We start from the raw sequence: 24,976 nt of genomic DNA, 5'->3' as shown, positions 1-24,976 counted from the left end.
CAACCCTAAAAGTTCTATATTTGTTTTTCTATCAGAAAAAATTAAAAAATTATCAAATGAAAACTCTAAACGATTTCGACTTTAAAAATAAAAAAGCAATTATCCGTGTGGACTTTAATGTGCCATTGGATGAAAACTTTAATGTAACGGATGCTACACGTATCGAAGCGGCAAAACCAACTATCGATGCAATTTTAGCACAAGGAGGAAGTGTAATTTTAATGTCGCATTTAGGCAGACCAAAAGGAGCAGAAGATAAATATTCGTTAAAGCACATTTTAAAAACAGCTTCTGAAATCTTGGGAGTTCAGGTGAAGTTTGCTGAAAATTGTGTTGGAGAAGTAGCAAAAACTGCTGCTGCAAATTTACAGCCGGGAGAAGTTTTGTTGCTTGAAAATTTACGTTTTCACGCTGAGGAAGAAGCCGGAGATGTTGCTTTTGCAAAAGAATTAGCATCATTAGGAGACATCTATGTAAACGATGCTTTTGGTACAGCACACAGAGCACACGCTTCAACCACAATTATTGCCCAGTTTTTTCCAACTGAAAAATGTTTTGGAACCTTATTGGCAAAAGAAATAGAAAGTTTAAATAAAGTACTTAAAAATAGCGAAAAACCGGTAACAGCAGTTCTTGGAGGTTCAAAAGTATCTTCAAAAATTACCGTTATCGAAAACATCTTAGACAAAGTAGATCATATGATCATCGGTGGTGGAATGACATTTACATTCGTTAAAGCACTGGGTGGTAAAATCGGAGAATCTATTTGTGAAGATGACAAACAGGATTTAGCACTTGAAATTTTGAGATTAGCCAAAGAAAAAGGAGTTCAGGTTCACATTCCGGTTGACGTAATTGCAGCAGATAGTTTTTCTAATACTGCAAATACTCAGGTAGTAGATGTAAACGCAATTCCTGACGGATGGCAAGGTCTTGATGCAGGTCCTAAATCTTTAGAAAACTTTAAAAAAGTAATTCTGGAGTCAAAAACAATTTTATGGAATGGCCCATTAGGAGTTTTCGAAATGGAGTCATTTGCTAAAGGAACGATCGCTTTAGGTGATTATATTGCTGAAGCTACAGAAAATGGTGCCTTCTCATTAGTAGGTGGTGGAGATTCTGTTGCAGCAGTAAAACAGTTCGGTTTTGAAGATAAAATGAGTTATGTTTCTACCGGAGGTGGAGCTATGCTTGAAATGTTAGAAGGTAAAATTTTACCTGGAATCGCCGCGATTTTGGACTAAAAAATCACAATTAACATTTTTTTACATAGTTTTCTTCAATAAACTGTTTAAGTTTGTAAAACTAAGGTTTCTGTAATTTATTGAATTATAGAATTTTAAAAAAATGTTATATGATTGTAAAAAAAATAGCAATAGTGGTTTCCGCTTTTTTTTCTATTTCTGTGGTCGCACAGAATGTTGCAAAAGCAGATGCTGAAATTAAACCGGTTGTAAAAATATCGTATTTAGATTCTGTTAAAAGTACCTTCAAAAAAAATGAACTGGCAACACGTGTTGACAGTCTTTGGATGAACGAATTAGTAAGTCTCGATATTTACGACGATTTAACAAAAGACATTCAAACCATTAACACAGATGTAACAGTTGATGAAGAACTGCCTACAGATTTGCTAAAACAGCGATTGCAGGCAATGAATGGGAAATCACCTTTTAATATTGAATACAATCAGGGATTAGAAAACATCATAAAGTCATTTCTTAAGAATCGTAAAAAATCGTTTTCACGATTGATGTCTTTATCAGAATATTACTTTCCAATTTTTGAAGACGCTTTTGCCAAACAAAATGTGCCTTTAGAAATTAAATATTTAGCCGTTGTAGAATCTGCTTTAAATCCTAAAGCAGTTTCTAAAATGGGCGCCACCGGACTTTGGCAATTCATGTACGGAACCGGAAAACAATACGCACTTAAAATAGATTCTTATATCGATGAACGCAGTGACCCGCTTAGAGCAACTGCCGCGGCATCAGAATATATGACTAAAATGTTCAGCATCTTTGGTGATTGGGAATTGGTTCTGGCCTCTTACAACTCAGGACCAGGAAATGTGACCAAGGCCATTCGTCGTTCCGGTGGAAAAACAAAATATTGGGACATTCGAAGCCATCTTCCAAAAGAAACTCAAGGTTATGTCCCCGCTTTTTTAGCCACCATGTACCTTTTTGAATACCATAAAGAACACGGAATTAATCCACAAAGAGCCGTTGTTAAAAATTTTGAAACGGATACTGTTCAGATCAAAAGCCAAATGTCATTCAAACAAATTGCTGATTTGTTAGACATGCCGCAATCTCAAATTCAGCTTTTAAATCCATCGTATAAATTAAACGTAGTTCCCTTTTATCAGGGTGAGGAGCATTATCTGCGTTTACCGAAAGAGAAAATTGCCACCTTTGTTTCAAACGAAGACAAAATTTATGCCTATGTAGCTTACCAAGCGCAGAACAAAACCATTCCGGTTCAATTGGCGATGAGGACAGCCCCAAGAGCCAAATACATTGCGAAAGCCAAAGAAAAAGAAGAATCTCCTAAAGAAATTCAGTTTTACAAAGTTCGTAAAGGGGATAATCTGGGAGCAATTGCCGAAAAGTATAACGTAAGCATTGTAGATCTGAAGAAGTGGAACAACCTGAAATCAAACTCAGTGGCCTTTGGAAGAAATTTAAAAATTAAATCTGAAATAGAGGCAGTTGTTAAAAATCCTAAAGAAGCTAAAGCAACACTTGCAATAGATAAAAAATCAGAAGAGGCTATTGCTTCAGCAGATGATAAAGATAAAAATAATGCACAACCGCAGGAATATGTAGTAGCTGCCGGAGACAATTTAGGCAGTATTGCAAAGAAATTCGGTACGACTATTGCGGAGTTGAAAGAACTTAATAGTCTAACTTCAAATAATATTGGTTTGGGGAAAACATTAGTGATTTCTAAAGCAGTTCCTGAAATTGTAGATGAGAATGCTGTAACAACCGCTATTGCGTCAAACAATTCAATTGATTCGTTTAAGAAAAAAGCAACATCAAAAGCTTTGGGTGAAGACTATTATGTTAAAAAAGGAGATTCGTTGTATAGTATTTCTAAAAAATATCCGGGAGTAACCATTTCCGATATTAAAAAATGGAATAATATTAAAGACGGAGACATTAAACCCGGAATGAAACTTAAAATAAACGGATAATTCAAAATCTTATATAAATTTGGGTTTTATTTCATAACTTAAGAGAATGAATAAAACCCATTTTTTATTAATACTACTTCCGCTGCTGTTCATTTCATGCTTTAAAAATGACAAGCAGACTGAATCTGTGTCTGGAAAAACCAATACTATTTCCGTCATTATAGACGATCAATTGTGGTATGGAGAAGTGGGCGACAGCATCCGAAATAAATTTGCCTCACCGGTTTTAGGACTTACACAGGAAGAACCAATATTTACCATCAATCAGTATCCAGCTCGTTTGCTGGAAGGTTTTGTTACCGACAGTCGTAGCATTATAGTGGTAAAAAAAGCTGCTGCTGATAAGTTTGAAGTCACACACAGCGCCTCGCTGCCTCATAATACTTTTAGAATTTACGGAAAATCGGTAGATGATATCATTTGCAGTATCGAACTCAATTCAGCACAAATTATTAAGGTAATTCGTGATACCGAAATCAAAAAGATTCAGGAGGACAACAGCAAATCCCTGTTGAATCCGGCCATTATAAAAAACAAATTTCATGTCGATCTTCAGATACCCGTTGGATATGAATACATGTTGCACAAAAAGAACTTTATCTGGCTTAAAAAAGACATCATTAGCGGAAATACCAGTCTGCTCATCTATCAAATTCCGATTCGCAGTTTTGAAAAAAGCTCAAATGTAGTAGACAACATTATTCGCATGCGGGATTCGGTTGGTTATTACATCAAAGGCAAGGAACCCAAAACACGTATGATTACAGGAGAGGCTTATGCTCCCTATTTCTCGACGATTTTATTAGATGGAAAAAAAGCTTTTGAAACTAAAGGCACCTGGGAGCTTAAGAATGATTTTATGGCCGGACCTTTTATCAACTATGCCATTGTTGACGAAATGTATAACCGAATTCTGGTAATCGAAGGATTTTGTTATTCACCCTCCAACGAAGAACGTGATTTAATGTTAGACCTGGAAGCAATTATAAAATCGGTTAAAATTGATAAGAGGTAAATCCGTCGCTCTGAAAGAGCTTCAGCTAAAGCATAGTGCAACGCACTATGAAGCATGTAAAAGTTTGTTTGCGCCCTGAAAGGGCAAAAGCCCAATACCAAAATTATCAATTTGCAGCTTTTTATAGAAATCCTGTTAAGTTTTTAGTAATGAGGTGACAAACTAATTTTTCTTAATTTTGTTTTACAACTAACATTAAAACAGATCATTATGAAAAATTTAATTGCAGCATTATTACTAATCATGTGTTTTGCTTCCTGTAAAAAAGAGGCAAAGACAGCAACTGAAACAGTAGGCTCTTCGGATAGTATTAAAAAGGAAGAACCAATAGCAGAACAACCGGTTGATTCGGCAGCACAAATGAAAGCCTGGCAGGAGTATGCAACCCCTGGGGCTCCTCATAAATTAATGGCGGATGAGGTTGGAACCTGGAATTGTGACATGACTTTCTGGTCAGAACCAAACGGGAAACCTGAAAAAGCCACTTCAACAGCAAATGTTAAAATGATTCTTGGAGGGCGTTATCAGGAATCGAATTATCAGGGAACCATGATGGGGCAAGCTTTTGAGGGTAAAAGTACATTAGCTTATAACAATGCCAGTAAAGAATACACCACCACATTTATTGATAATATGGGAACCGGTATGCTGGTGGCAATGGGAAAGTACGATGAAAGTACCAAAAGTATGGAGCTAAAAGGAGACATGGTTAATCCCATAAACGGTAAAAAGACACCCTACAGAGAAATTTATACCATTGTAGATGCTAAAACACGTAAAATGGAAATGTTTGATGTAAAAAATGGGGAAGAGTTCAAGAGCATGGAAATCATTATGAAGAAAAAATAAGATTGGCATTTCATCATAAAGTATAAATCCTGGTTGCAGTTTGTAATCGGGATTTATAGTTAAGAATATTTGGTATAATTTTGTTTTTAGCGTAAGTTAAAACCGTAAACAATAAGACAAAAACAATAAACAAAGAGCAAATGGAGCTAAAATGGAAAATAAAGCCTTTTGAGGCGTTAAATGTAAACGAGCTATACGATTTACTCAAATTAAGAAGTGAGATCTTTGTAGTCGAGCAAAACTGCGTTTATTTAGACCTTGACGGTAAAGACAAGAAAGCATTACATCTGATTGGGGAATACGACGGCAAAACAGTAGCGTATGTACGTTTATTCGATGCGGGGATTAGTTTTGATAATGCTTCGATCGGACGTGTGGTGGTAGATGCCAATTACCGCGACCGAAAATGGGGACATGATCTGATGCGTGAAGCAATTGCAGCCATAAAATCAAATTTTGATAAAGATGCGATTACGATTGGAGCTCAATTGTATTTAAAAAAATTCTACGAAAGCCACGGATTCGTGCAAACCAGCGAAATGTATCTGGAAGATGATATTGAGCACATAGAGATGGTCAGAAGCTGATTGATAGTGAAGACGATTAGTTAGAGAATTATTTCTTTAGATTTTAAATTTTGTCAGAATCATATAGAAGTCTTATTTACTTTGTTAAGTAGATAAGACTTTCCTTTTTTTATGATTTGGATAACATTTTTGAAGACTGGATTTCTCTAATTTAGGTTGCGATTAATGTCTAATAAAATAAATAGTATATGAAAAGAAGAATACTGGTTTTTGTGTTTTTAGTTTTTAATGTCTTATGTTTTGGTAATAGTAGGGAGGTAAGTAGTGATGAAAATCAACGCATCGAAAATTTGGCGAGCCTTGCAAAAATTTGGGGATTTTTAAAATATTATCATCCCAATGTCGCTAAAGGTAATTTCAATTGGGATGAGCAATTGGTTACAATGATTCCTAAAGTTGAAAGCGCAAAGAACAGAGAGGATTTATCAAAAGTTTATTTGGACTGGATTGCAACCTTAGGCGTTGTAGAAGAATGTAAATCATGTAAAGATGTGTCCTCAAAAAATTATTTTGATAAAAACTTTGATCTTTCCTGGGCGGATAATTTAGCTGTTTTTACACCGGAGCTTTCTCGTAAACTTAGATACATTGAAGAAAATAGAGCACAAAGTAATAGCTACTATGTCACCAAAAGTTCAAGAGATAATGTTGAAGTCAGAAATGAATCAAAATATAAAGATTTTGAATATCCGGATAAAAATTATCGGTTACTAAGTTTGTTCAAATATTGGAATACAATTGAATATTTCTTCCCCTATAAATATTTAACGGATCAAAAATGGAGTACAGTTCTGGAGGAAATGATTCCTCAGTTTGAAAAAGCCAACAATGCGACTGAATATCAATTGGCATTGCTTGTAACCGTTATTAAACTTGACGATACACATGCAAGTTTGTATACGGATAAGAACTTTGAGTTTTTTGGGAAAAAATATATTCCGGCTTTCAGTAATGTAATTGAAAATAAAGTTGTTATCGTTGGAATTTACAGCGATTCACTCGCGAAAATAAATGATATCAGAAAGGGGGATATTATTGAAGAAATTGAGGGTGAAAATGCTTTGAAAATAATGGCTGATCGAAAAAAATACGTAAACGGTTCAAATAATAGCACCAAAGCTAAGAATTATAACCATTATCTGTTTAATGGTTCAACGGATTCAGTAAAAGTAAAAATAAGAAGAGATGATGTTGTTCTGGTAAAAATGGTAAAACGTTACAAAGGATCAGATTTAAAATCAAACTTGAGTCGCACCAAAGAAAAATTTAATTTGGATGCAAACAATATAGGATATATTAATTTGGCTAATATAGAAGTAAATGATCAGGACGAGATTATGGAAAAGCTGAATTCGACAAAAGCTTTAATTATAGATATTAGAAACTACCCTCCACTGATGCCTTATAGAATTGCCAGAAGACTAAGTTTTGAAAATAAAGAGTATGTCAAGTGTATTGCCCCTGATTTAAAATATCCGGGAAGGTTTATTTGGAAAAAATCTCTCGTGATAGAGCCATTAAAAAAATCATATTATAAAGGAAAAGTAGTTTTGTTGGTTAATGAAGAGACCCAAAGCAGAGCGGAGTTTGTGACTATGCTTTTACAAACGGGTGATAATGTTACGACTATTGGCAGCCAGACTGCGGCAGCGGACGGTGATGTGTCCCGACTTGAATTTTCCGGCTTTGAAACGGCTATAAGTGGACTAGGTGTTTTTTACCCCGATGGAACCGAGACACAAAGAAAAGGGGTCAAGATCGATATAGAGGTTCACCCAACAGTTAAAGGAATTCAGGAAGGGAAAGATGAGGTTTTGGAGAAAGCAAAAGAATATTTAGTAACAGAAAAGAGCTAGAGGATTATTGTTTTTAAATCTTAGTAATCAAAAATTCAACACGACGATCCAGATTATCTCCTTTTCCCAACGGGTATTTATTCCCGCAACCCTGATAAGTCATTCGGTTTTTGGAGATTTTTTTGGAGCTGAGGTAGTAAAAAACAGTTTTGGCACGGTTCCAGGAAAGCCTTCTTTCATTGGTGGCTCTGTCAATTCCGTCGGAGTAGATATCAGGGGTGCAGCAAACATGACCTCTGATTTCGAATTTTAAACCATTTTGTTTTTCTAAGATTGCGGCAACCTTATCTAATTCCTTTTTAGAGTTTGAAGTAAGTTTTGAACTTCCGATATCAAATAAAATATTGTCTAAAAAGATCTTGTCACCAATTTTAAGTTTATTAGGAAATGAGTTGTAAATTCCTTTACCAAAGCTGTTTTTCTTTACAGCAATTAAGTCAACCCGCCGGTTTCGGGTACGGGTTTCATGTAAGTTTTCAATAGTGTCAGGCCGTACAACCACACGGCCTTTTCCTTCCAGAATAACAATTTTGCCCTGGTTGAAGCCTGCGCGAACCAATAAGTTTTGGATGGTGGCTGCGCGATTGTTAGACAAACGAAAGTTGTATTCGTCGTTTCCGCGATCATCACAATAGCCATATATTTGTACCGACTCAACTTTAGAGGTGTCGATACTTTTAATAAAACGGTTTACAACTTCGGTTTGTTTCGGTGTAAGGTCGAACTTGTCAAATTCGAAATAAATGGTTTCAATAGGTTTTTGCTGTGCCGATAAATTGTAAATAAGAAACAGAAATAGAACTCTGTAAAGCTTCATTTTTTTACATTTTTAAAATCGTTTTATACTCGGTCTGGTTATTTAATACGTTTACTGCTTTTTTAATTTCTGAATTGTTTTTAATGTAATATTGATACAAACCTTCCTGATACTGATATCTTTTAATCAGTTCTTCCTGTATCAGGTTTCTGATCTCTTTTTGATTTTTATCCAGCAGAGTGCTTTCGCTTTTTTCAAGAGCAGCTTGTAACTGTTGGTATTCCGTAGCAATAGTTTCGTCTATTTTTTCATTTTTGGCTGCAGCCATCATATTTTTCAACGCCACTTCCGATTCCGTGTCAAAACTAATTTTGTTGGTTTTCAGGAACTGCTTAAAACTGCTGTAATCAGCATCTGTTATCGTTGGTGTTTTGTCTCCTAAGTTTGGATTCTTATAATAGTACGTGGTAGCATAATCAAAGATCCCATCATTTTTTAGCAAGGCCGTTGTAATCGGACTCATTTTGGTTTCGTCCAGTTCGATATCCGGTAAAACACCGCCTCCATCATAAACCGTTCTTCCTTTTCGGGTTTTAAAAGCATTGAAATTTTTAGCATCCGTTTTTTGAGCCACACCATTTTTGTCTTTATGGGCATAATCCAAAGCCTGAATACAACGTCCGGAAGGCGTGTAATATCGTGAGATTGTCACTTTCAACTGAGTTCCGTAAGTTAAGTCAACAGAGCGCTGCACCAAACCTTTTCCGAAACTGCGGCTTCCCAGAATTACGGCACGGTCTAAATCCTGTAAAGCTCCGGAAACAATTTCTGAGGCTGAAGCACTTCTGCCATTGACTAAAATGGCCAAAGGAATCTCAGTATCGACAGGTTCTTTAGTTGTTTTATAAATGTTGTTGTGTTTTTCGATTCTTGATTTTGTTGTTACAATAACCTCATTCTTCGGAACAAATAAATTACAGATATCAATAGCTTCATTGAGCAAACCACCCGGATTCCCTCTTAAATCCAGAACGATTTGTGTAGCACCGTCCGCTTTAAGTTTTTCCAGTGCGTCTTTCACCTCGTTGGATGCCTTTCTGCTAAAGTGCGCCAGAACAATGTATCCGGTTTTAGCATCGATCTTTCCAAAAAACGGTACCGATTTAATATCCACTTCATCCAAAACGAGTTGAGTGGTGAAGGTTTGCCCTTGTCGGAGATATTTGATGTTGATTTTCGTGTTTTTAGTTCCCTTCATTAATTGCGAAGCATCATCTTTAAAATCGGCGATCAAAACATCACCAATCTGAATGATTTCGTCTCCCGCTTTCAGTCCGGCCTTGTCGGCAGGATAGTTTTTATAAGGTTCACGAACAATTAAACGGTCTTTTTTTCTTGAGATCAAAGCGCCAATCCCGGTATATTCTCCGGTATTGTTGATTTTAAAATTCACCACATCCTGTTCGTTAAAATAAACCGTATAAGGATCCAGACTGCTCAGCATGCTTTTAATGGCTTTGTCCATCAAGTCACCCGGGTTGGTCTCGTCAACATAATTCGTGTTTACGGCTTTAAACAGCGTAGTGAAAATTTCGATTTGTTTGGCAATTTCAAAAAAGTCATCTTTGAAACTGGTTCCGATAAATAAAAACCCTGCAGCAACAGCAGGTATGATGAATTTCTTCTTGAAATAAGGATACATGATTATATTTTTTTTCTTTTAAATCTTTTTCTAATAAAGTAGACAAGTACGCAAAATACGATTATAAACGGCCATATACTAATGATCGAAATTAAAAAATCGGACAGGTTGAAAAATCCGGATTGAATAGCAGTCCATATTTTAGAACCATAAGAAATCTTAACGCCTTGTTTTTGAGCTATGGTTTTGTAAAATGATATCGTTACAGTACTTTCTGAAACGCGGCTTTCGAGGTATTTTAACTGACCTTCTTTGGCTTCAATTTCTTCACGAATAGCCGAAATTTGTTTTTCAATTTCCAATATTTCACTAATCTTAGTAGCTTTTTGTAAAATCTCTAAATAGCGGGCTTCAAGTTTACGTTTTGTGTTTAATCTTGAAGTTAGGTCAATGTATTGTTCGGTAACATTTTCTGCAGAAATCTCTTTTTGTTCAAAGTACGAAACACCCTTAGAAACCGCATTTATAAAAGAATCAAAGTTTGCACTGGGAACGCGAATCGTTATGGTTCTGTAAATGTTGTCATATTCTTTGCCTTCAGAATCATTCTGAATGGTGGCTTTATTGGCAACAATCGCAGTTTGGATTTGTTTGAAAGTATCCTCTAAATCATTGGTTTCGAATCGAAGTGAAGCCTGCTTAATAATTTTTTGTGATATCTGTGGCGCATCCGGGGCAGCGGGGTCATACTGTGCATCTGACGCTGCAGCGGATTCATTTTTTGGAGGAAGCTTGACGGCGCTAACCATCATATTAGCAGATGATTCCTCATTTTTACTGCAACTTGAAAAGCCTAAAAAGAGCAAGAATAAAAATAAAATATAGCGCATAATATTTCAAATTAAATTTAAAACTACAATTTTTTTATAATTTTTCGTATAATTTGATAAATAAAGTTGCCTTAAAACGATTACAATTCTGTTTTATTTTCAGAATCAGGGGTTTTATTTACCTGTTGAAGAAATTTCTCAAAAAGCTGAATGGTCTTGGTGTTGATTTCGTCATAAGACAGTCTGTCTTTCGTTTGATAAAAAAACATCAATGAGTAGGGCTGTGAAATGTTATCCAAAAGTAAGTGTTTGTTCAGTCGGTACGTTTCTCTTAGAACCCGTTTGAAGTAATTTCGGTCTACGGCCTTTTTGAAGTATTTTTTAGAAACCGAAACGCCAATTTTGATTTTTTCTGGTGAATTTTCTTCTGCCGGAGCATAAACCAAACGCAAAGGATATTTTGAAACCGATTTCCCTTCAGAAAACAGTAAAGTTATTGTGGTTTTGCTCTTTAAGCGTTCATTTTTAGGGTAAGTGAAGTTCATTTAATTCAGAAAAAATTTGCAAATTTTAGGGCAAAGGTACAATTAAACCAGAAAAACGGTTATTGTTTTCAATTTTTATACCGCTAAAAATTTATTTATTACTTTTGGGCATTAATTTTTTAAGCATGCAAAAGATAATTTCGTACCCCATTTCCTTAATTTATTACTTGTGTTTTGGTTTTTGTCTGGCGGTATTTCACCCGATACAATGGTTCTGCCTGAATGTTTTTGGGTATCAGGCACATAAAAAAAGCGTAGATTATCTGAATTTCTTCCTGTTAAGATGTACCAATCTGGTGGGAACAAGATACACCGTTAGTGGAGTAGAGGGTATACCAAAGGGAGTTCCAATCATTTTTGTTGCGAATCACCAAAGTATGTACGATATCGTGACAATGATTTGGTACTTTAGACGATTTCATTGTAAATTTGTAAGTAAGAAAGAGTTAGGAAGCGGAATCCCGAGTGTGTCTTTTAATTTACGCCATGGAGGATCTGTCTTAATCGACCGAAAAGACCCTAAACAAGCGATTCCGGTAATCAAAGGCTTGTCTGAATATATCGAAAAAAATACCAGAGCCGCTGTAATTTTTCCTGAAGGAACAAGAAGTAAAACAGGAAAACCTAAAGAGTTTGCACAAAGTGGTTTAAAAATCTTATGTAAATATGCGCCGTCTGCTTATGTAGTGCCGGTAAGTATCAATAATTCATGGAAAATGGTTCGTTTTGGAATGTTTCCGGTTGGATTAGGAAATCATTTAACCTTTACAGCACATAAAGCAATGGCCGTAAAAGATTATGATTTTGCCGATTTAATGGCTTTGACAGAAAAAGCAGTGGTAGAAGGAGTAAATGAGTATAAATAGATTTTTGTTTTAGTACAAACGAAAACTTAAATCCCAATCTTAAATAAGTAATGTCTATAAAAAACATTAGATTAGAAGTAATGCAGTTTTTGGAAAAAAACGTGGATAGCTTCGTTGAACAGTATTTAATTCCAGTGGAAAAAATTTGGCAGCCGTCAGACTTTTTGCCTAATTCTGAAGGAGAAAATTTCTTTGAGGAGGTAAAAGAGTTACGTGAAATTGCTAAAGAACTGCCTTATGATTTCTGGGTAACTTTAGTGGGGGATACCATCACTGAAGAAGCTTTGCCAACATATGAGTCATGGTTAATGGATGTAGAAGGAGTCAATCAGGTAGAAAACGGTGGAAATGGCTGGTCGAAATGGATCAGACAATGGACCGGAGAAGAAAACCGCCACGGAGACCTTTTAAATAAATACTTGTATTTGTCCGGTCGTGTAAACATGCGTGAAATCGAAATGACTACTCAGCATTTAATCAACGACGGTTTTGATATTGGAACCGGATCTGATCCGTACAAAAACTTTGTGTACACCAGCTTCCAGGAATTGGCTACTTATGTGTCGCACAACAGAGTGGCACAAATGGCAAAGAAATTTGGGGATAACAAATTGTCTAAAATGTGTAAAATGATTGCAGGCGACGAAATGCGTCACCATCATGCTTACAGCGAGTTTGTTACCCGTATTTTTGCCGTTGATCCAAGTGAAATGATGTTGGCGTTTCAATACATGATGAAACAAAAAATCGTTATGCCAGCGCACTTTTTAAGAGAATCAGGTCAGAAAATAAGCAGTGCTTTTGAGCAGTTTTCAGATTCAGCACAACGTATAGGGGTGTACACCGCTAACGATTATGTTGATATTATGCAAAAGCTAATCAACAAATGGGAAATTGATAAAATTTCAAATTTGACAGACGAAGCAGAGAAAGCGCGTGATTACCTGATGAAATTACCGGCCCGTATGGCAAGAATTTCTGAAAGACTTGTAATCCCTGCAGAATCTCATATCTTTAAATGGGTTGAGCCTGCCAGATTGTAAAGTACAGATTTCTGATTTTAGAGTTTAGATTTGTGAAACTTTAAGCAGAATAGCTGAAAAACATATTGTTGATTGTTGAGGTTTCAAAACTTTGACAATCAACAATTTTTATTTAAAGTACAAAATACCAGAGTAAATCTGTTTCACCAGCTTGAGGTGTGTGACATTTACCGCAAACTATAAATACTATGAATAACTCCGAACTTATAAATAAAACGATTGCTTTCGTAAAAGAGAAATTAAATGATGCCGAAGGTGGGCACGATTGGTTTCATATTGAGCGTGTTTATAAAAATGCACTTTTAATTGCCAAAGGAACTGACTGTGATCTTACCGTAGTGCAATTGGGAGCTTTGCTTCATGATATTGCCGACAGTAAATTTCATAATGGAGATGAGACTATTGGCCCTAAAACAGCTCGTTTATTTCTGGAATCAGAGGAAGTTGCTGAGGAAATAATTCAGCATGTAGTAAACATCATCGAAAACATCTCCTATAAGGGCGGAAATTTTGAAAAGAGGTTTTCTTCTGTAGAATTAGATATCGTTCAGGATGCGGACCGTTTAGATGCAATTGGGGCCATTGGAGTAGCAAGAGCATTTAATTATGGAGGGTTTAAGAATAGAACGCTCCATGATCCTGCAATTGCACCCATAACCAATATGACAAAAGAGGAATACAAAAAGAATACGGCACCAACGATCAATCATTTTTATGAAAAGCTTTTGCTCCTGAAGGATAAGATGAATACCGAAACCGGTAAGCAAATTGCCGCAGAGAGACATCGTTTTATGGAAACATTCCTGGCGCAGTTTTATGCGGAATGGGAGGGGGAGAAGTAGTATTTAGTCTCAGTTTTCAGTTTTTAATAGAGAAGAGGCTTAGACTCCGCTCAGCCTGACACCAGCAGAATGCTAGTGGAATGTCCCCCTGAGCGAAGTCGAAGGCTTGCGGAGTTGTAGTTTTTTTAGTCCCGGTCTCCGTCTCAGTTTTCAGTCTAAACAGCCATGGTGTCACCCTGAGCGAAGTCGAAGGCTTATGGAACCGTAAGTTTTTTTTAAACCTAAGTTTCAGTTTTTAGGCTCTCGATTACTTTGATGCCGTTTTCTGAACAAATGCCTGCACAGCGTTTTTAAATTCTTTGTTCTTCTCGTAATATAAAATGTGACCTCCTTTTATAATCTTTACTTCCCGGTTTGGAAATTGAAACATACGGTAGTGATCCGGTCCAATACTATGATCCTGCGATCCTGTGATTATAAGAACAGGTACTTTTATCAGTGAAGTTTGTTTGGTAAAATTGCTTAAGTAAACGGGCATGCTTAGTGCCTGCTGTCCAAAAGAATAATTTCTTTTAAAACTACTGTCGATACTATCGAGTTTTTCTACGTTCTGTTTGCTGTCAGATAATATCATGTAATCCTTGCCTGCTTTTTTAATGCGTTTCTTTGAAGCTATAAAAGTATCGAGTGCAGTTTCATTATTTTTTACCGTTATGTTTTCACCAAGTGTTTTGCCCATAAAATCAATCTGATTCAGCAACGAATCGTTGATATCCAATGTTGCATTTAAAAGAATTAAGCCCTTAACATGTTCCGGGTATTTTTGAGCGTATGCGGAAGCTAAGATTCCTCCAAAGGAATGCCCCATGATAAATACTTTTTCGGTATTCAGGGTTTTACGAATGTCTTCAATATCTTCTAACATTCTGTTGAGACTGTAATTGTTATCCGGGGAGGATGCGGAACGGCCACAGCCTCTTTGGTCAAAATAGCAAATAGTCAGTTTATCTTCAAGAACATTTCCTCCCATTTCTTCAAACGATTTGCTCCATGCGCCGGGACCACCGTGCAAAAAAATACAGAGATCACCTTTACCGGAAACTTTTAGAAACAAAGGAACTCCATCAGAAGTAACAACGGTACTATCGTTTAGTCTTGCAGGAGTATTGCTTTTCTGGCTGTGTCCATGATATCCAAAACACAAGAGCAAAAGAAAAAGGAAAGAAACTTTCGAACTCATTTTAGAATTTGTTGTTTGAGGTTGAACTTATTTGGTTTTTTAAAACCTGCTAAAAGTATAATTAAAACCACAAATTAAAAAATTAAAAGAGATCCTTTTGATTAGTATTTAGTTGATATATAGAGGAGTAAAGGTTTTTTTTCCGCCGAGACACACTAAGAAAACACAAAGCTTCACAAAGGATTTAAAATCTCTGTGAAGCTTTGTGTTTATTTGGTGAATTAATTATTCTTCTAAATTTAGGGTTTAAGTACTTTTAGTTTATGCGGTAAACCCAATCTATCTGTAAGATTGTGGTCATTATAAAAAGCAGATAAATTAGAAAATCCTTTTGTACAAAGACATATATACCTTTATTGAAATAATTAAAAGTGTTCTTTTTGGGTTCCATTAGCTTTAATAAAAGGTCATTGAAGTAGAACCAGAATATTAAATGAATACTAAAAAAGGATATCGTTCTAAAATCGGATGAATTTATTTTATTGTCAATGAGATTGTATTGGTGCGCTAAATAAACAATTATAAAAAAAGCAGCAATGCCTAAATTGATGTATCGGTTTAAAAGGACTTTTTTAGAAAGAATTAAAAATATGGACAGATTTAAGGTTATGAAGAATAGATAATAAATTAAATTAGTCATCTTTTAAATTTGCTTTTTTAGAATATCTGCCAGCTGTAAGGCTGAGCAAAGTTGTATGGTTTTAAATCTTTGTTCCTATGAATCTCCTTCTAAGAACATCCACAATTGTGATCGCCACAATCTTTCTTCTTTTTAGATTTCCAGAAGAACTTCTTGATGAGGTACCCAACGGCAATGAATAATATGATAAAGGCAATAATTTCTTGTACCATGATCGTTTATTTTAAAAGTTGATACGTTATAAGTGCGACAAAATAAGCAAGACCACTCATCAGGACAAGCTGCATGGCAGGCCATTTCCAGGAATTGGTTTCTTTCTTGGTGATGGCAAGCGTACTGGCGCATTGCATGGCAAAAGCATAAAAAAGCAATAAGGATATACCCGAGGCAAAATTAAAAATCTTATGACCCGTTTCCGGATTGATCTCTTCCTGCATTTTACTTCTTATGGTAGATTCGTTGTCCGTATCTCCAACACTGTATATGGTTGCAAGAGTTCCCACGAACACTTCACGTGCGGCAAAGGAACTAATTAGTGCAATTCCGATTTTCCAGTCGTAACCTAAAGGCGAAATAACAGGTTCTATGGCTCTTCCCATCAAACCGATATAAGAGTTTTCCAGTTTTTGCGAAGCGACTTCATTTTCAAACTGAGTTTCATCTAAAGTGGTATCTGCAAATCTCTCTTTTACAATAGTCTCGGCCTCATTAAAATCTTTTCCGGGACCATATGAAGCTAAAAACCACAAGATCACAGATATAGCTAAGATAATTTTACCCGCACCCACTACGAAAGCTTTTGTTTTCTCTACAACATTAATTGCAACGTTTTTGAACAACGGCAATTTATAGCTTGGCATTTCTACCACAAAATAAGTCTTTGAACTAATTTTTAATATTTTGTCCAGAATGTAAGAAGCAAGAATTGCGGTTGCAAAACCTAGTAAATACAATAACATCAACGCTAATCCCTGCATATTTAAGATTCCAAAAAGGCGTTCGTCCGGAATTACCAATGAAATAATGATTGTATAAACAGGCAGTCTGGCAGAGCAGGTAGTAAAAGGAGTGACCAGAATTGTAATCAGTCGTTCTTTCCAGTTTTCGATATTTCGGGTAGCCATAATGGCCGGAATAGCACAGGCCGTTCCTGAAATTAAAGGCACGACACTCTTTCCGGACAAACCAAATTTTCGCATGATTTTATCCATCAAAAAGACCACACGGCTCATATAACCACTTTCTTCTAAAATCGAAATGAACAGAAACAAAAAGGCAATTTGTGGGATAAAAATAATCACACCGCCAATTCCCGGTACAATTCCCTGAGAAAGTAAGTCGGTGAGAATTCCGCTTGGCAGTTCTGCGGCAACCCAGCTGCTTAAGGAAGCAAAAGAGCTGTCTATGAAATCCATAGGAATAGTTGACCAACTGAAAATAGACTGGAAGATCAAAAATAAAATAGCCAGGAAAATGACATAACCCCAAACTTTATGGGTTAAAACACGATCCAGTTTCGCTCTGATATCCTTTGCCATTGAGGCATCTACTTTTAAACCTTCTTTTAAAACATCGTTGATAAACTGATATCGTTTGATCGTTTCCTTTTGCTGTAAGCGTTTTAGTTCCGAATGTGATTTGGTAAAAGTGCTTCTGATTTCATTTCGATCCAGGTTCGAAAAATTCACATCCTGTGTAATTACCAGCCAAAGTTTGTACAACAACTGATTCGGAAAAGCTTCCTGTAGTTTTTCAAAATAAGCCTGATCAATAACTGATGCGTTCAGGCAAGGCTCATGCGGAATATTTTTATACGAAACAATTAGTTCTTTCAGTTCTTCAATTCCCAAACCTTTTCGGGAACTTACCAAAGCAATTTTCGTTTTTAGTTTTTCCTCCAGATAAGGAATATCCAAAGTAATACCTTTGCTTTCCATACGGTCTGACATGTTGATGACCAGAATCGTTGGAATTTCAAGATCTTTAATTTGAGTGTAAATCAGTAAATTACGTTTCAGATTTTCGACATCTGTAACCACTACCGCTACATCCGGATATAATTTGTCGTTTTTGTTGAGTAACAATTCAATAACCACACTTTCGTCCATAGAACTGGCATTCAGACTATAGGTTCCCGGCAAATCCAGAATGTTGGCTTTGATATTGTGTGGTAACTTACAGAAACCGATTTTTTTCTCAACTGTAATTCCGGGATAGTTCCCAACTTGTTGATTTAATCCTGTAAGCTGATTGAAAACAGAAGTTTTTCCGGTATTCGGATTCCCGATAAGGGCGACGTTGATATTTTGAATGCTCATTACAAATTGGTTTTGATAAGTTCAACTTCAATTTCACGAGCAGTTTCAACGCGAATGGCTACATGTGAGCCATTAATGTCTAAATACAAAGGGTCGCCAAAAGGCGCAATTTGCAGTAATTCAACTAAGTTGCCCGGCAAACAACCCATTTCTAGTAGTTTTAGAGGAATAAGATCGATATCAAAATCTTTGATAATGGCTTTTTCGCCTTTTTTCAGAGTGTGGATAGTATTTTGCAAGCTTATTTAGATTGAATTTAGATTGCAAAAATAGGCAATTATTCTTTATTTCAAGGTATTTAACACTTGCTGAAATGCTAAATCTTTCTAAAAATAAGGGATTTTAGACCGATTTTAATGAATTTCGCGATTGTTCTTTCGAGGGATTACTCCTGGCACAGAAAATTAATGTCTTCTAAAAGACGTTTAATTTCTTCCTTATTTGTTCCGTCATAAAAACCACGAACACGTCTTTTTTGATCCACCAAAACAAAATTCTCAGTATGCACCATATCGTAAAGCTGATCAGGACGTCCGAGTTTTACAGCCAGGTATGATTTTCGTGCCATTGTATAAATTTCTTTTTTATCGCCCGTAACCAGATTCCATTTGCTGTCGACCACACCATGTTTTATGGCATAGGCTTTTAGAACAGGGATACTGTCAACCTCAGGAAATACGGTATGAGAAAGCAACATTACTTTCGGATTGTTTAAAACTGCTTTTTGAACATCCTCGAGATTGGTCGTCATTTTTGGGCAGATTGAACCGCAGGTGGTGAAGAAAAAGTCGGCCACATATATTTTTCCTTCGTAATTCTTCTGAGTAATAGTATCTCCGTTTTGATTCACAAACGAAAAATCGGCAATTGTATGGTATTTGCTTTTATATTGAACCGTGCTGTCTACCAGTTCCGGATTTACATCGGCAGGATTGTAAATAGGTAAAGTTTTTTGCGGTTTTAAAGCCGAGTAAAATAAAGATATTGTAACGGTTGAAAATACAATAAGAACAATAAAGAATTTACGGTATTTGTATAGAAAAGATTTCATAAAAGCAATTTGGAGGCAAAAATACGAAAAGCACTTTTCAAAATCCTAAGAGCGCTTAGTTTTTAACAGGTTATAGGGAGTGAAATAGGGCTGAAAGCCCAAAAGCATGAGCATGACGCAACGCGCTATGAATGATAATGATGATAATTATACCCAAAGCCCTGTAAGGGCTAAAGCAGATTGACACCAAGAAACAAATTTTTTATTTTTTGGTTTTCCGAATAGTCTTGTTTACCAAATACAGTCCCGTTAACGTTACGATGGTACCAATCGCGATCGCCTGCGTGAGGGTTTCTCCAAAGATGAACGAGCCTAAAATCATCGCAACAATTGGATTGATGTACACATAAATACTGCTGATTTCTGTTGGAAGATGCTGCAGCGAATAGATAAATGCGATGAAAGTTAAAACCGACCCAATAAGAACCAGATAGAGAATAGACCACAAAGAAGGCAGTGGAATTTCGCTTAGGGGAATATTAACTCCCGCAGCTTCCGTAATTCCAAAAAGAAAAACACTGGAAATCAGCATTTGCAATCCTAAACTGAAATAGGGGTTAAAACTCGATGCTTTCTTCTTTGTTTCAAGTATTCCGAAAGCCCAGGTTATGGTAGAAGCCGTCATTAGTATAATTCCGAATTGAAAATCAGGTCGGAGAAAATCAGAGATATAGTCCATAAAAATAACACAAACCCCTCCAAAACTGATCAGGATGCCTATCAAAGCCATTTTGGCAATTTTCTGACCGTTAAAGAAGTTGATGATAATAATCCAGATCGGAAATAAAGCACTAATGATCGCTCCAAGTCCACTGCTCATGTATTTTACACCCCAGGTACTTAAACCGTTGCTGCATACAAAATTCAAAAAGGCGAGAATTAGGATCGTACGCCACTGTTTGCCTTTTGGCCAGGGCTGTTTTTTCAGAAGAAAATATCCGACATATAAAATTCCGCCTAAAAACTGACGAATGGTGGCCAGCTGTAAAGCAGGCATGTGTTTTACCCCTTCTTTAGAGGCCAGCCAGGTGGTTCCCCAAAAAAAACTTACCCAGCATAAAGCCAAAATCGGTAATCCGATAGCTTCAATTTTTCCTGAAACGGCATTCTGAATTTTTGCTTTCACATTTATTTAAATTCGGTGTAACAAATATTCGAAAAAGTATTCTAATATAGAGTTAAAAACCGATGATAAAAACATGAAAATATTTCAAAAGATCTGTTTTGATGTTATAATAATGGAGTTTTTGCAATTATTTTAAAAAATTTAACATTACGTTCCGGATATTAGGAATACGTTTGTACAACCACCAAAATTTAAATATAAATGAAAAGACAATTTAGCAGACCTTTGTTCTGCGCCCTTTTTTCAGCAGTTTCATTTACAGCAGTCAATGCTCAGAATGCAACTTCCAAAGAACCAGGTATTAATGTTTCGTACATGAATCCTAAAATCAGTGCCGGTCAGGACTTTTTTCAATATGTAAACGGAACCTGGCTGAGTAAAACTGAAATTCCAAGTGATCGTACCACGTGGGGAAGTTTTAATGAATTGATCAAAAAAACAGATAAAGACGCAATGTCTATTCTGAAAGAAGCTTCTAAAAATCCAAAGTACAAATCAGATACTGATCAGGGTAAAGCAGTAAACTTGTTTTCAACGATTTTAGATACAGTTGGGAGAAACAAAGCGGGTATAAAACCGCTGCAGCCTTACTTTAAAAAAATTGATGCGATTAAAAACATCGCTGATCTTCAAAAATACCTGACTGAAATTGGACAGGAAGGTAATAGTGTGTTTTTCGGAATTTATATTGGCGCCGATGAGAAAAACAGCTCTAAAAACTCCGTAATGCTTTATCCAAACAGATTAGGATTGCCGGATCAGGATTATTATATCTCTGAGGATAAAGATTCTAAAGAAAAGCGTTCAAAATATGTACTTCATTTGGCCAGAATGATGCAGTTTGCTGGTGAATCTCCGGAAAAAGCAAAGCAAAGTGCTGCCGGAATTTTAGCCTTAGAAACACAATTGTCAAAACCGAGATTGAATCGTGTAGAAAGCAGAGACAGTCGTTTGCAATACAATCCAATGACCGTTGCTGAACTTCAAAAATTAACGCCTGCCATTAACTGGGATGCTTATCTCTCAAGTCTTGGTTTGGCAAAATTGCAGAGTATAGTAGTGACAGAACCTAAATACATGAAAGCTTTACAAACTGTTTTTACAGAGAATAAAGTAGCACTGTGGAAAGAATACCTGAAATGGGATTTGCTGAACTCTTATGCAAGTGAACTGTCAACAGATTTGGAGACGGCTAATTTCGATTTTTACAGCAAGACTTTAAGAGGTGCAATCAAACAATTGCCACGTGAAGAAAAAGCATTGCAGGTGGTAAACTCAAGTGTTGGTGAAGCATTAGGTAAGTTATATGTAGAGAAAGTGTTCCCTGCTGAAGCAAAAGCAAAAGCGGTAGACATGATTCATAACGTAATTCAGGCATACAAAACCCGTATCAATAATTTGAGTTGGATGTCTGCGGCTACAAAGATAAAAGCGATTGAAAAACTGGACAAGCTTACTGTAAAAGTGGGGTATCCGGATAAATGGAAAGACTATTCGGCCCTTGAAATTAAAGGTGTAGCAGAGGGAGGAAGTTATTTCGAAAATATGGTAAATCTGTCTAAGTGGAATTTCAAAAAAGGAATCGACAAATTATACAAACCGGTTGATAAAACCGAGTGGGGAATGTCGCCACAGACTGTAAATGCTTATTTCAATCCGTCGTACAACGAGATTGTATTCCCGGCAGCAATCTTGCAGCCTCCTTTCTACAATTATCAGGCAGACGAAGCAGTGAATTACGGTGGTATCGGAGCGGTTATTGGTCACGAAATCTCTCATGGTTTTGATGATTCAGGGGCACGTTACAATGCCGAAGGAAACCTGGTAGACTGGTGGACACCGGAAGATTTAAAACAATTTACGGCACTTGGTACTGCTTTGGCTGATCAATACAGCGCTTTAGAGCCTTTACCGGGCATTCACGTTGATGGTAAATTTACGTTAGGCGAAAATATTGGTGATTTAGGAGGTATTAATGCTGCTTACGATGGTTTGCAGTTGTATTTAAAAGCACATGGTAATCCGGGATTGATTGACGGATTCACTCCGGAGCAGCGTTTCTTTATCTCATGGGCAACTGTGTGGAGAACCAAAACGAGAGACGAAGCCCTTAAGAATCAGGTAAAAACAGATCCGCATTCACCTGGAATGTACAGAGCTGTTGTTCCGGTTCAGAATGTAGATGCTTTTTACGATGCTTTCGGAATTAAAAAGGGAGACAAAATGTATGTCAATCCTGATAAAAGAGTAAAAATCTGGTAACAGAAAAATCATAGAAAACGACGCTAAACCAGCGTCGTTTTTGATTTCTGTAAAGTTCTTCCTCTATTTTTTTCTCACACAGATTTAGGAGATCTTTAATTTTAAGAGTGTACTACAAAAATAAAGGAGTGTAAACCATCTAACTAATCATCGGTATAGAAGCAGGCCGTGGTCTGAAGGCGTTCCCTGAGTCAATTTTATGTGAAAAATTTAACATGACGTTTGGAATAATTAGAATATGTTTGTGTATATACTAAAAACTACAAAGAAAAATGATCAAACAATTACGAAAACCAATGTTTTGTGTTGTTTCTGCAATGGTTAGCATTACCGCAGTAAACGCACAAAGTGCAAAACCAAAAGAGCCCGGTATCAATCTGTCTAATATGGATACCAAGGTAAGTCCGAAAGAAGACTTCTTTAAATATGTGAACGGGACCTGGTTAGACAAAACTGAAATTCCTGGTGATAGAAATTCCTGGGGAAGTTTCAATGAACTACGTCAGAAAACGGATAATGATGCACTTGCTATCTTAAAAGAAGCATCAAAAGATCCTAAGTACAAATCCAATACAGATCAGGGTAAAGCGATTGCTTTATTCAATACAATTTTAGATACTGTTGGACGTAATAAAAGAGGAGTTACACCGCTTCAGCCTTTCTTAAAAAAGATCGACGCCATTAAAAATGTAACAGATCTTCAAAACTTCTTTATCGAAATGCAGCCACAAGGCGGTATTGGTTTCTTTGGTGTTTTTGTGGGACCAGATGCAAAAAACAGTAACAAAAATACAGTTAACTTAGGTCCGGGTGGTTTAGGATTATCAGACAAAGATTATTACAACGCTGATGATAAAGATTCAAAAGAAAAACGTGAGAAGTATGAAGTACACGTTGCCAGAATGTTACAATTTATTGGCGAATCTCCTGCAAAAGCAAAAGAAAGCGCCAAGCAAATTCTGGCTTTAGAAATCGAATTGTCTGCTCCAAGATTAGACCGTGTAGAGCGCAGAGACCGTAGAAAACAATACAATCCAACAGCAATTGCTGATTTAAAAAAGAACACGCCTTCTATTCAATGGGAAAAATATTTTACCGGAATTGGAATGGCAAAATTGGATAGTGTAAATGTGGCGCAACCACGTTATATGATTGCTTTGGAAAAGACATTTTCTGAAAAGAAAGTAGAGGCATGGAAAGAATACTTAAAATGGTCTTTATTAAACAGAACTGCTTCGACTTTGACTACAGATATCGAAAATGCTAATTTTGATTTCTACGGAAAAACGTTGACAGGTGCTTTAAAACAACGTCCTCGTGAAGAAATGGCGTTACAGGTAATTAATACTGCTACCGGTGAAGCCTTAGGAAAATTGTATGTAGAGAAATTATTCCCTGCTGAAGCAAAAGACAAAGCAAAGAAAATGATTGCTAATGTAATGTTAGCTTACGAAAACAGAATTAATGCATTGCCTTGGATGTCACAACAGACCAAAGTAAAAGCCATTGAGAAATTGAAAAAACTAACCATTAAAATCGGATATCCTGATAAATGGAAAGACTATTCAGCTTTAGAGCTTAAAAATGTAGGGGAAGGCGGAACGTATTTTGACAATATGAGAAGTATCTCAAAATGGGCTTATGCTGAGAACCTGGCTAAATTAGGAAAACCGGTTGATAAAACAGAGTGGGGAATGTCTCCGCAAACGGTAAATGCTTACTTCAACCCATCTTACAACGAGATTGTTTTTCCGGCAGCGATCCTTCAACCGCCTTTTTACAATTATCAGGCAGACGAAGCCGTGAATTACGGTGGAATAGGAGCAGTAATCGGACACGAGATTTCTCACGGGTTTGATGATTCAGGAGCACGTTACAATGCTGATGGTAATCTTGTAGACTGGTGGACACCGGAAGATTTAAAACAATTTACAGCTCTTGGAGGAGCTCTTGCAGCACAATACAGCGCTTTAGAGCCTTTACCAGGAATTCACGTTGACGGTAAATTTACTTTAGGTGAAAATATTGGTGATTTAGGTGGAATAAATGCAGCTTACGATGGATTGCAATTGTATTTGAAAGCCAATGGAAATCCGGGATTAATTGACGGATTTACGCCAGAGCAGCGTTTCTTTATTTCATGGGCTACGGTATGGAGAACGAAATCAAGAGATGAGGCTATAAAAAGCCAGGTTAAAACAGATCCGCATTCACCTGGAATGTACAGAGCTGTAGTGCCAATTCAAAATGTTGATGCTTTTTACAAGGCTTTCGATATTAAAAAAGGAGACAAAATGTACATTGATCCTGATAAAAGAGTTAAAATCTGGTAACAGAAAACCTATAAAAAACGGCGCTAATTTTA

21 protein-coding genes are annotated in these 24,976 nt (G+C 36.4%); 11 read left to right on the top strand and 10 right to left on the bottom strand.

The annotated features are described in order from the left end of the window. Positions 1 to 56: 56 nt before the first annotated feature. The 6 genes from B0A80_RS01050 to B0A80_RS01025 all read left to right on the top strand — a co-directional run bounded on the left by B0A80_RS01050 (position 57) and on the right by B0A80_RS01025 (position 7,509). Positions 57 to 1,244, top strand: coding sequence for a phosphoglycerate kinase (locus tag B0A80_RS01050; RefSeq protein WP_026109916.1), 1,188 nt, complete (start codon positions 57 to 59; stop codon positions 1,242 to 1,244). Positions 1,245 to 1,354: 110 nt separating this feature from the next. Then, the gene (locus B0A80_RS01045) at positions 1,355 to 3,202 is read left to right on the top strand and encodes a LysM peptidoglycan-binding domain-containing protein (protein ID WP_089076121.1); all 1,848 of its coding nucleotides are present in this window, start codon (positions 1,355 to 1,357) and stop codon (positions 3,200 to 3,202) included. 46 nt (positions 3,203 to 3,248) lie between these two features. Beyond that, the gene (locus tag B0A80_RS01040; protein WP_089076120.1) at positions 3,249 to 4,217 is read left to right on the top strand and encodes a DUF4837 family protein; all 969 of its coding nucleotides are present in this window, start codon (positions 3,249 to 3,251) and stop codon (positions 4,215 to 4,217) included. 210 nt (positions 4,218 to 4,427) lie between these two features. Continuing rightward, entirely contained in the window at positions 4,428 to 5,066 is a 639-nt protein-coding gene (locus B0A80_RS01035; RefSeq protein WP_089076119.1) for a DUF1579 domain-containing protein, read from the top strand. A 140-nt stretch (positions 5,067 to 5,206) separates the two neighbouring features. Further along, positions 5,207 to 5,653: a GNAT family N-acetyltransferase gene (locus B0A80_RS01030; RefSeq protein ID WP_089076118.1), complete on the top strand. Its 447-nt coding sequence runs from the start codon at positions 5,207 to 5,209 to the stop codon at positions 5,651 to 5,653. A gap of 188 nt (positions 5,654 to 5,841) precedes the next feature. Next, entirely contained in the window at positions 5,842 to 7,509 is a 1,668-nt protein-coding gene (locus B0A80_RS01025; protein ID WP_089076117.1) for a S41 family peptidase, read from the top strand. A 13-nt stretch (positions 7,510 to 7,522) separates the two neighbouring features. Here the strand turns inward: B0A80_RS01025 and B0A80_RS01020 are convergent, their stop codons facing one another. The 4 genes from B0A80_RS01020 to rnpA form a co-directional block, all read right to left on the bottom strand. Then, positions 7,523 to 8,326, bottom strand: a complete 804-nt coding sequence (locus B0A80_RS01020) for an OmpA family protein (protein WP_017495794.1) — start codon at positions 8,324 to 8,326, stop codon at positions 7,523 to 7,525. Positions 8,327 to 8,330: 4 nt separating this feature from the next. Next, positions 8,331 to 9,968 carry a S41 family peptidase gene (locus B0A80_RS01015; protein WP_089076116.1) on the bottom strand — a complete coding sequence of 546 codons (1,638 nt, stop codon included), beginning with the start codon at positions 9,966 to 9,968 and terminating at the stop codon, positions 8,331 to 8,333. A 2-nt stretch (positions 9,969 to 9,970) separates the two neighbouring features. After that, positions 9,971 to 10,798: a DUF4349 domain-containing protein gene (locus B0A80_RS01010; RefSeq protein WP_089076115.1), complete on the bottom strand. Its 828-nt coding sequence runs from the start codon at positions 10,796 to 10,798 to the stop codon at positions 9,971 to 9,973. A gap of 80 nt (positions 10,799 to 10,878) precedes the next feature. Continuing rightward, positions 10,879 to 11,283: a ribonuclease P protein component gene (gene rnpA / locus B0A80_RS01005; RefSeq protein ID WP_017495797.1), complete on the bottom strand. Its 405-nt coding sequence runs from the start codon at positions 11,281 to 11,283 to the stop codon at positions 10,879 to 10,881. Between the two features lie 125 nt (positions 11,284 to 11,408). Here rnpA and B0A80_RS01000 point away from each other — a divergent pair, with 125 nt between their 5' ends. From B0A80_RS01000 to B0A80_RS00990, 3 genes are all read left to right on the top strand, one after another. Further along, positions 11,409 to 12,149 carry a lysophospholipid acyltransferase family protein gene (locus B0A80_RS01000; RefSeq protein WP_089076114.1) on the top strand — a complete coding sequence of 247 codons (741 nt, stop codon included), beginning with the start codon at positions 11,409 to 11,411 and terminating at the stop codon, positions 12,147 to 12,149. A gap of 50 nt (positions 12,150 to 12,199) precedes the next feature. Next, a complete protein-coding gene (locus B0A80_RS00995; RefSeq protein ID WP_070906263.1) occupies positions 12,200 to 13,192 on the top strand; it encodes an acyl-ACP desaturase in 993 nt (330 codons plus the stop codon). A gap of 188 nt (positions 13,193 to 13,380) precedes the next feature. Further along, on the top strand, positions 13,381 to 14,034 hold the full coding sequence (locus B0A80_RS00990; RefSeq protein ID WP_089076113.1) for an HD domain-containing protein: 654 nt from the start codon (positions 13,381 to 13,383) through the stop codon (positions 14,032 to 14,034). A gap of 247 nt (positions 14,035 to 14,281) precedes the next feature. On the opposite strand, the gene B0A80_RS00985 is transcribed toward B0A80_RS00990, so the two are convergent. The 6 genes from B0A80_RS00985 to B0A80_RS00960 all read right to left on the bottom strand — a co-directional run bounded on the left by B0A80_RS00985 (position 14,282) and on the right by B0A80_RS00960 (position 20,349). Continuing rightward, positions 14,282 to 15,214: an alpha/beta fold hydrolase gene (locus B0A80_RS00985; protein WP_070906265.1), complete on the bottom strand. Its 933-nt coding sequence runs from the start codon at positions 15,212 to 15,214 to the stop codon at positions 14,282 to 14,284. 729 nt (positions 15,215 to 15,943) lie between these two features. Then, complete coding sequence (locus tag B0A80_RS00980; protein WP_083342470.1) at positions 15,944 to 16,066, bottom strand: FeoB-associated Cys-rich membrane protein; 123 nt, start codon at positions 16,064 to 16,066, stop codon at positions 15,944 to 15,946. Between the two features lie 6 nt (positions 16,067 to 16,072). Further along, positions 16,073 to 18,172, bottom strand: a complete 2,100-nt coding sequence (feoB, locus tag B0A80_RS00975; RefSeq protein ID WP_089076112.1) for a ferrous iron transport protein B — start codon at positions 18,170 to 18,172, stop codon at positions 16,073 to 16,075. Next, the gene (locus B0A80_RS00970; protein WP_017495803.1) at positions 18,172 to 18,411 is read right to left on the bottom strand and encodes a FeoA family protein; all 240 of its coding nucleotides are present in this window, start codon (positions 18,409 to 18,411) and stop codon (positions 18,172 to 18,174) included. Before B0A80_RS00970 ends, feoB begins: the two co-directional genes overlap by 1 nt. A gap of 146 nt (positions 18,412 to 18,557) precedes the next feature. Next, positions 18,558 to 19,223 carry an SCO family protein gene (locus tag B0A80_RS00965; protein WP_017495804.1) on the bottom strand — a complete coding sequence of 222 codons (666 nt, stop codon included), beginning with the start codon at positions 19,221 to 19,223 and terminating at the stop codon, positions 18,558 to 18,560. A 202-nt stretch (positions 19,224 to 19,425) separates the two neighbouring features. After that, positions 19,426 to 20,349: a DMT family transporter gene (locus tag B0A80_RS00960; RefSeq protein ID WP_089076111.1), complete on the bottom strand. Its 924-nt coding sequence runs from the start codon at positions 20,347 to 20,349 to the stop codon at positions 19,426 to 19,428. A gap of 201 nt (positions 20,350 to 20,550) precedes the next feature. Here B0A80_RS00960 and B0A80_RS00955 point away from each other — a divergent pair, with 201 nt between their 5' ends. Continuing rightward, positions 20,551 to 22,611, top strand: a complete 2,061-nt coding sequence (locus B0A80_RS00955) for a M13 family metallopeptidase (RefSeq protein ID WP_089076110.1) — start codon at positions 20,551 to 20,553, stop codon at positions 22,609 to 22,611. 272 nt (positions 22,612 to 22,883) lie between these two features. After that, a complete protein-coding gene (locus B0A80_RS00950; protein WP_089076109.1) occupies positions 22,884 to 24,944 on the top strand; it encodes a M13 family metallopeptidase in 2,061 nt (686 codons plus the stop codon). Positions 24,945 to 24,976 lie beyond the last annotated feature (32 nt).

The sequence above is a fragment of the Flavobacterium tructae genome (assembly GCF_002217475.1).
Classification (GTDB): Bacteria; Bacteroidota; Bacteroidia; order Flavobacteriales; family Flavobacteriaceae; genus Flavobacterium; species Flavobacterium tructae.
The sequence above is the reverse complement of the archived record's forward strand: the minus strand, read 5'-3'. Positions and strand labels throughout refer to the sequence as shown.

Excerpts from the sequence above, each read along its gene's own strand:
- B0A80_RS01050 (WP_026109916.1), top strand. The coding sequence starts at position 57 with ATGAAAACTCTAAACGATTTCGACTTTAAAAATAAAAAAGCAATTATC.
- B0A80_RS01045 (WP_089076121.1), top strand. The coding sequence starts at position 1,355 with ATGATTGTAAAAAAAATAGCAATAGTGGTTTCCGCTTTTTTTTCTATT.
- B0A80_RS01040 (WP_089076120.1), top strand. The coding sequence starts at position 3,249 with ATGAATAAAACCCATTTTTTATTAATACTACTTCCGCTGCTGTTCATT.
- B0A80_RS01035 (WP_089076119.1), top strand. The coding sequence starts at position 4,428 with ATGAAAAATTTAATTGCAGCATTATTACTAATCATGTGTTTTGCTTCC.
- B0A80_RS01030 (WP_089076118.1), top strand. The coding sequence starts at position 5,207 with ATGGAGCTAAAATGGAAAATAAAGCCTTTTGAGGCGTTAAATGTAAAC.
- B0A80_RS01025 (WP_089076117.1), top strand. The coding sequence starts at position 5,842 with ATGAAAAGAAGAATACTGGTTTTTGTGTTTTTAGTTTTTAATGTCTTA.
- B0A80_RS01020 (WP_017495794.1), bottom strand. The coding sequence starts at position 8,326 with ATGAAGCTTTACAGAGTTCTATTTCTGTTTCTTATTTACAATTTATCG.
- B0A80_RS01015 (WP_089076116.1), bottom strand. The coding sequence starts at position 9,968 with ATGTATCCTTATTTCAAGAAGAAATTCATCATACCTGCTGTTGCTGCA.
- B0A80_RS01010 (WP_089076115.1), bottom strand. The coding sequence starts at position 10,798 with ATGCGCTATATTTTATTTTTATTCTTGCTCTTTTTAGGCTTTTCAAGT.
- rnpA (WP_017495797.1), bottom strand. The coding sequence starts at position 11,283 with ATGAACTTCACTTACCCTAAAAATGAACGCTTAAAGAGCAAAACCACA.
- B0A80_RS01000 (WP_089076114.1), top strand. The coding sequence starts at position 11,409 with ATGCAAAAGATAATTTCGTACCCCATTTCCTTAATTTATTACTTGTGT.
- B0A80_RS00995 (WP_070906263.1), top strand. The coding sequence starts at position 12,200 with ATGTCTATAAAAAACATTAGATTAGAAGTAATGCAGTTTTTGGAAAAA.
- B0A80_RS00990 (WP_089076113.1), top strand. The coding sequence starts at position 13,381 with ATGAATAACTCCGAACTTATAAATAAAACGATTGCTTTCGTAAAAGAG.
- B0A80_RS00985 (WP_070906265.1), bottom strand. The coding sequence starts at position 15,214 with ATGAGTTCGAAAGTTTCTTTCCTTTTTCTTTTGCTCTTGTGTTTTGGA.
- B0A80_RS00980 (WP_083342470.1), bottom strand. The coding sequence starts at position 16,066 with ATGGTACAAGAAATTATTGCCTTTATCATATTATTCATTGCCGTTGGG.
- feoB (WP_089076112.1), bottom strand. The coding sequence starts at position 18,172 with ATGAGCATTCAAAATATCAACGTCGCCCTTATCGGGAATCCGAATACC.
- B0A80_RS00965 (WP_017495804.1), bottom strand. The coding sequence starts at position 19,223 with ATGAAATCTTTTCTATACAAATACCGTAAATTCTTTATTGTTCTTATT.
- B0A80_RS00955 (WP_089076110.1), top strand. The coding sequence starts at position 20,551 with ATGAAAAGACAATTTAGCAGACCTTTGTTCTGCGCCCTTTTTTCAGCA.
- B0A80_RS00950 (WP_089076109.1), top strand. The coding sequence starts at position 22,884 with ATGATCAAACAATTACGAAAACCAATGTTTTGTGTTGTTTCTGCAATG.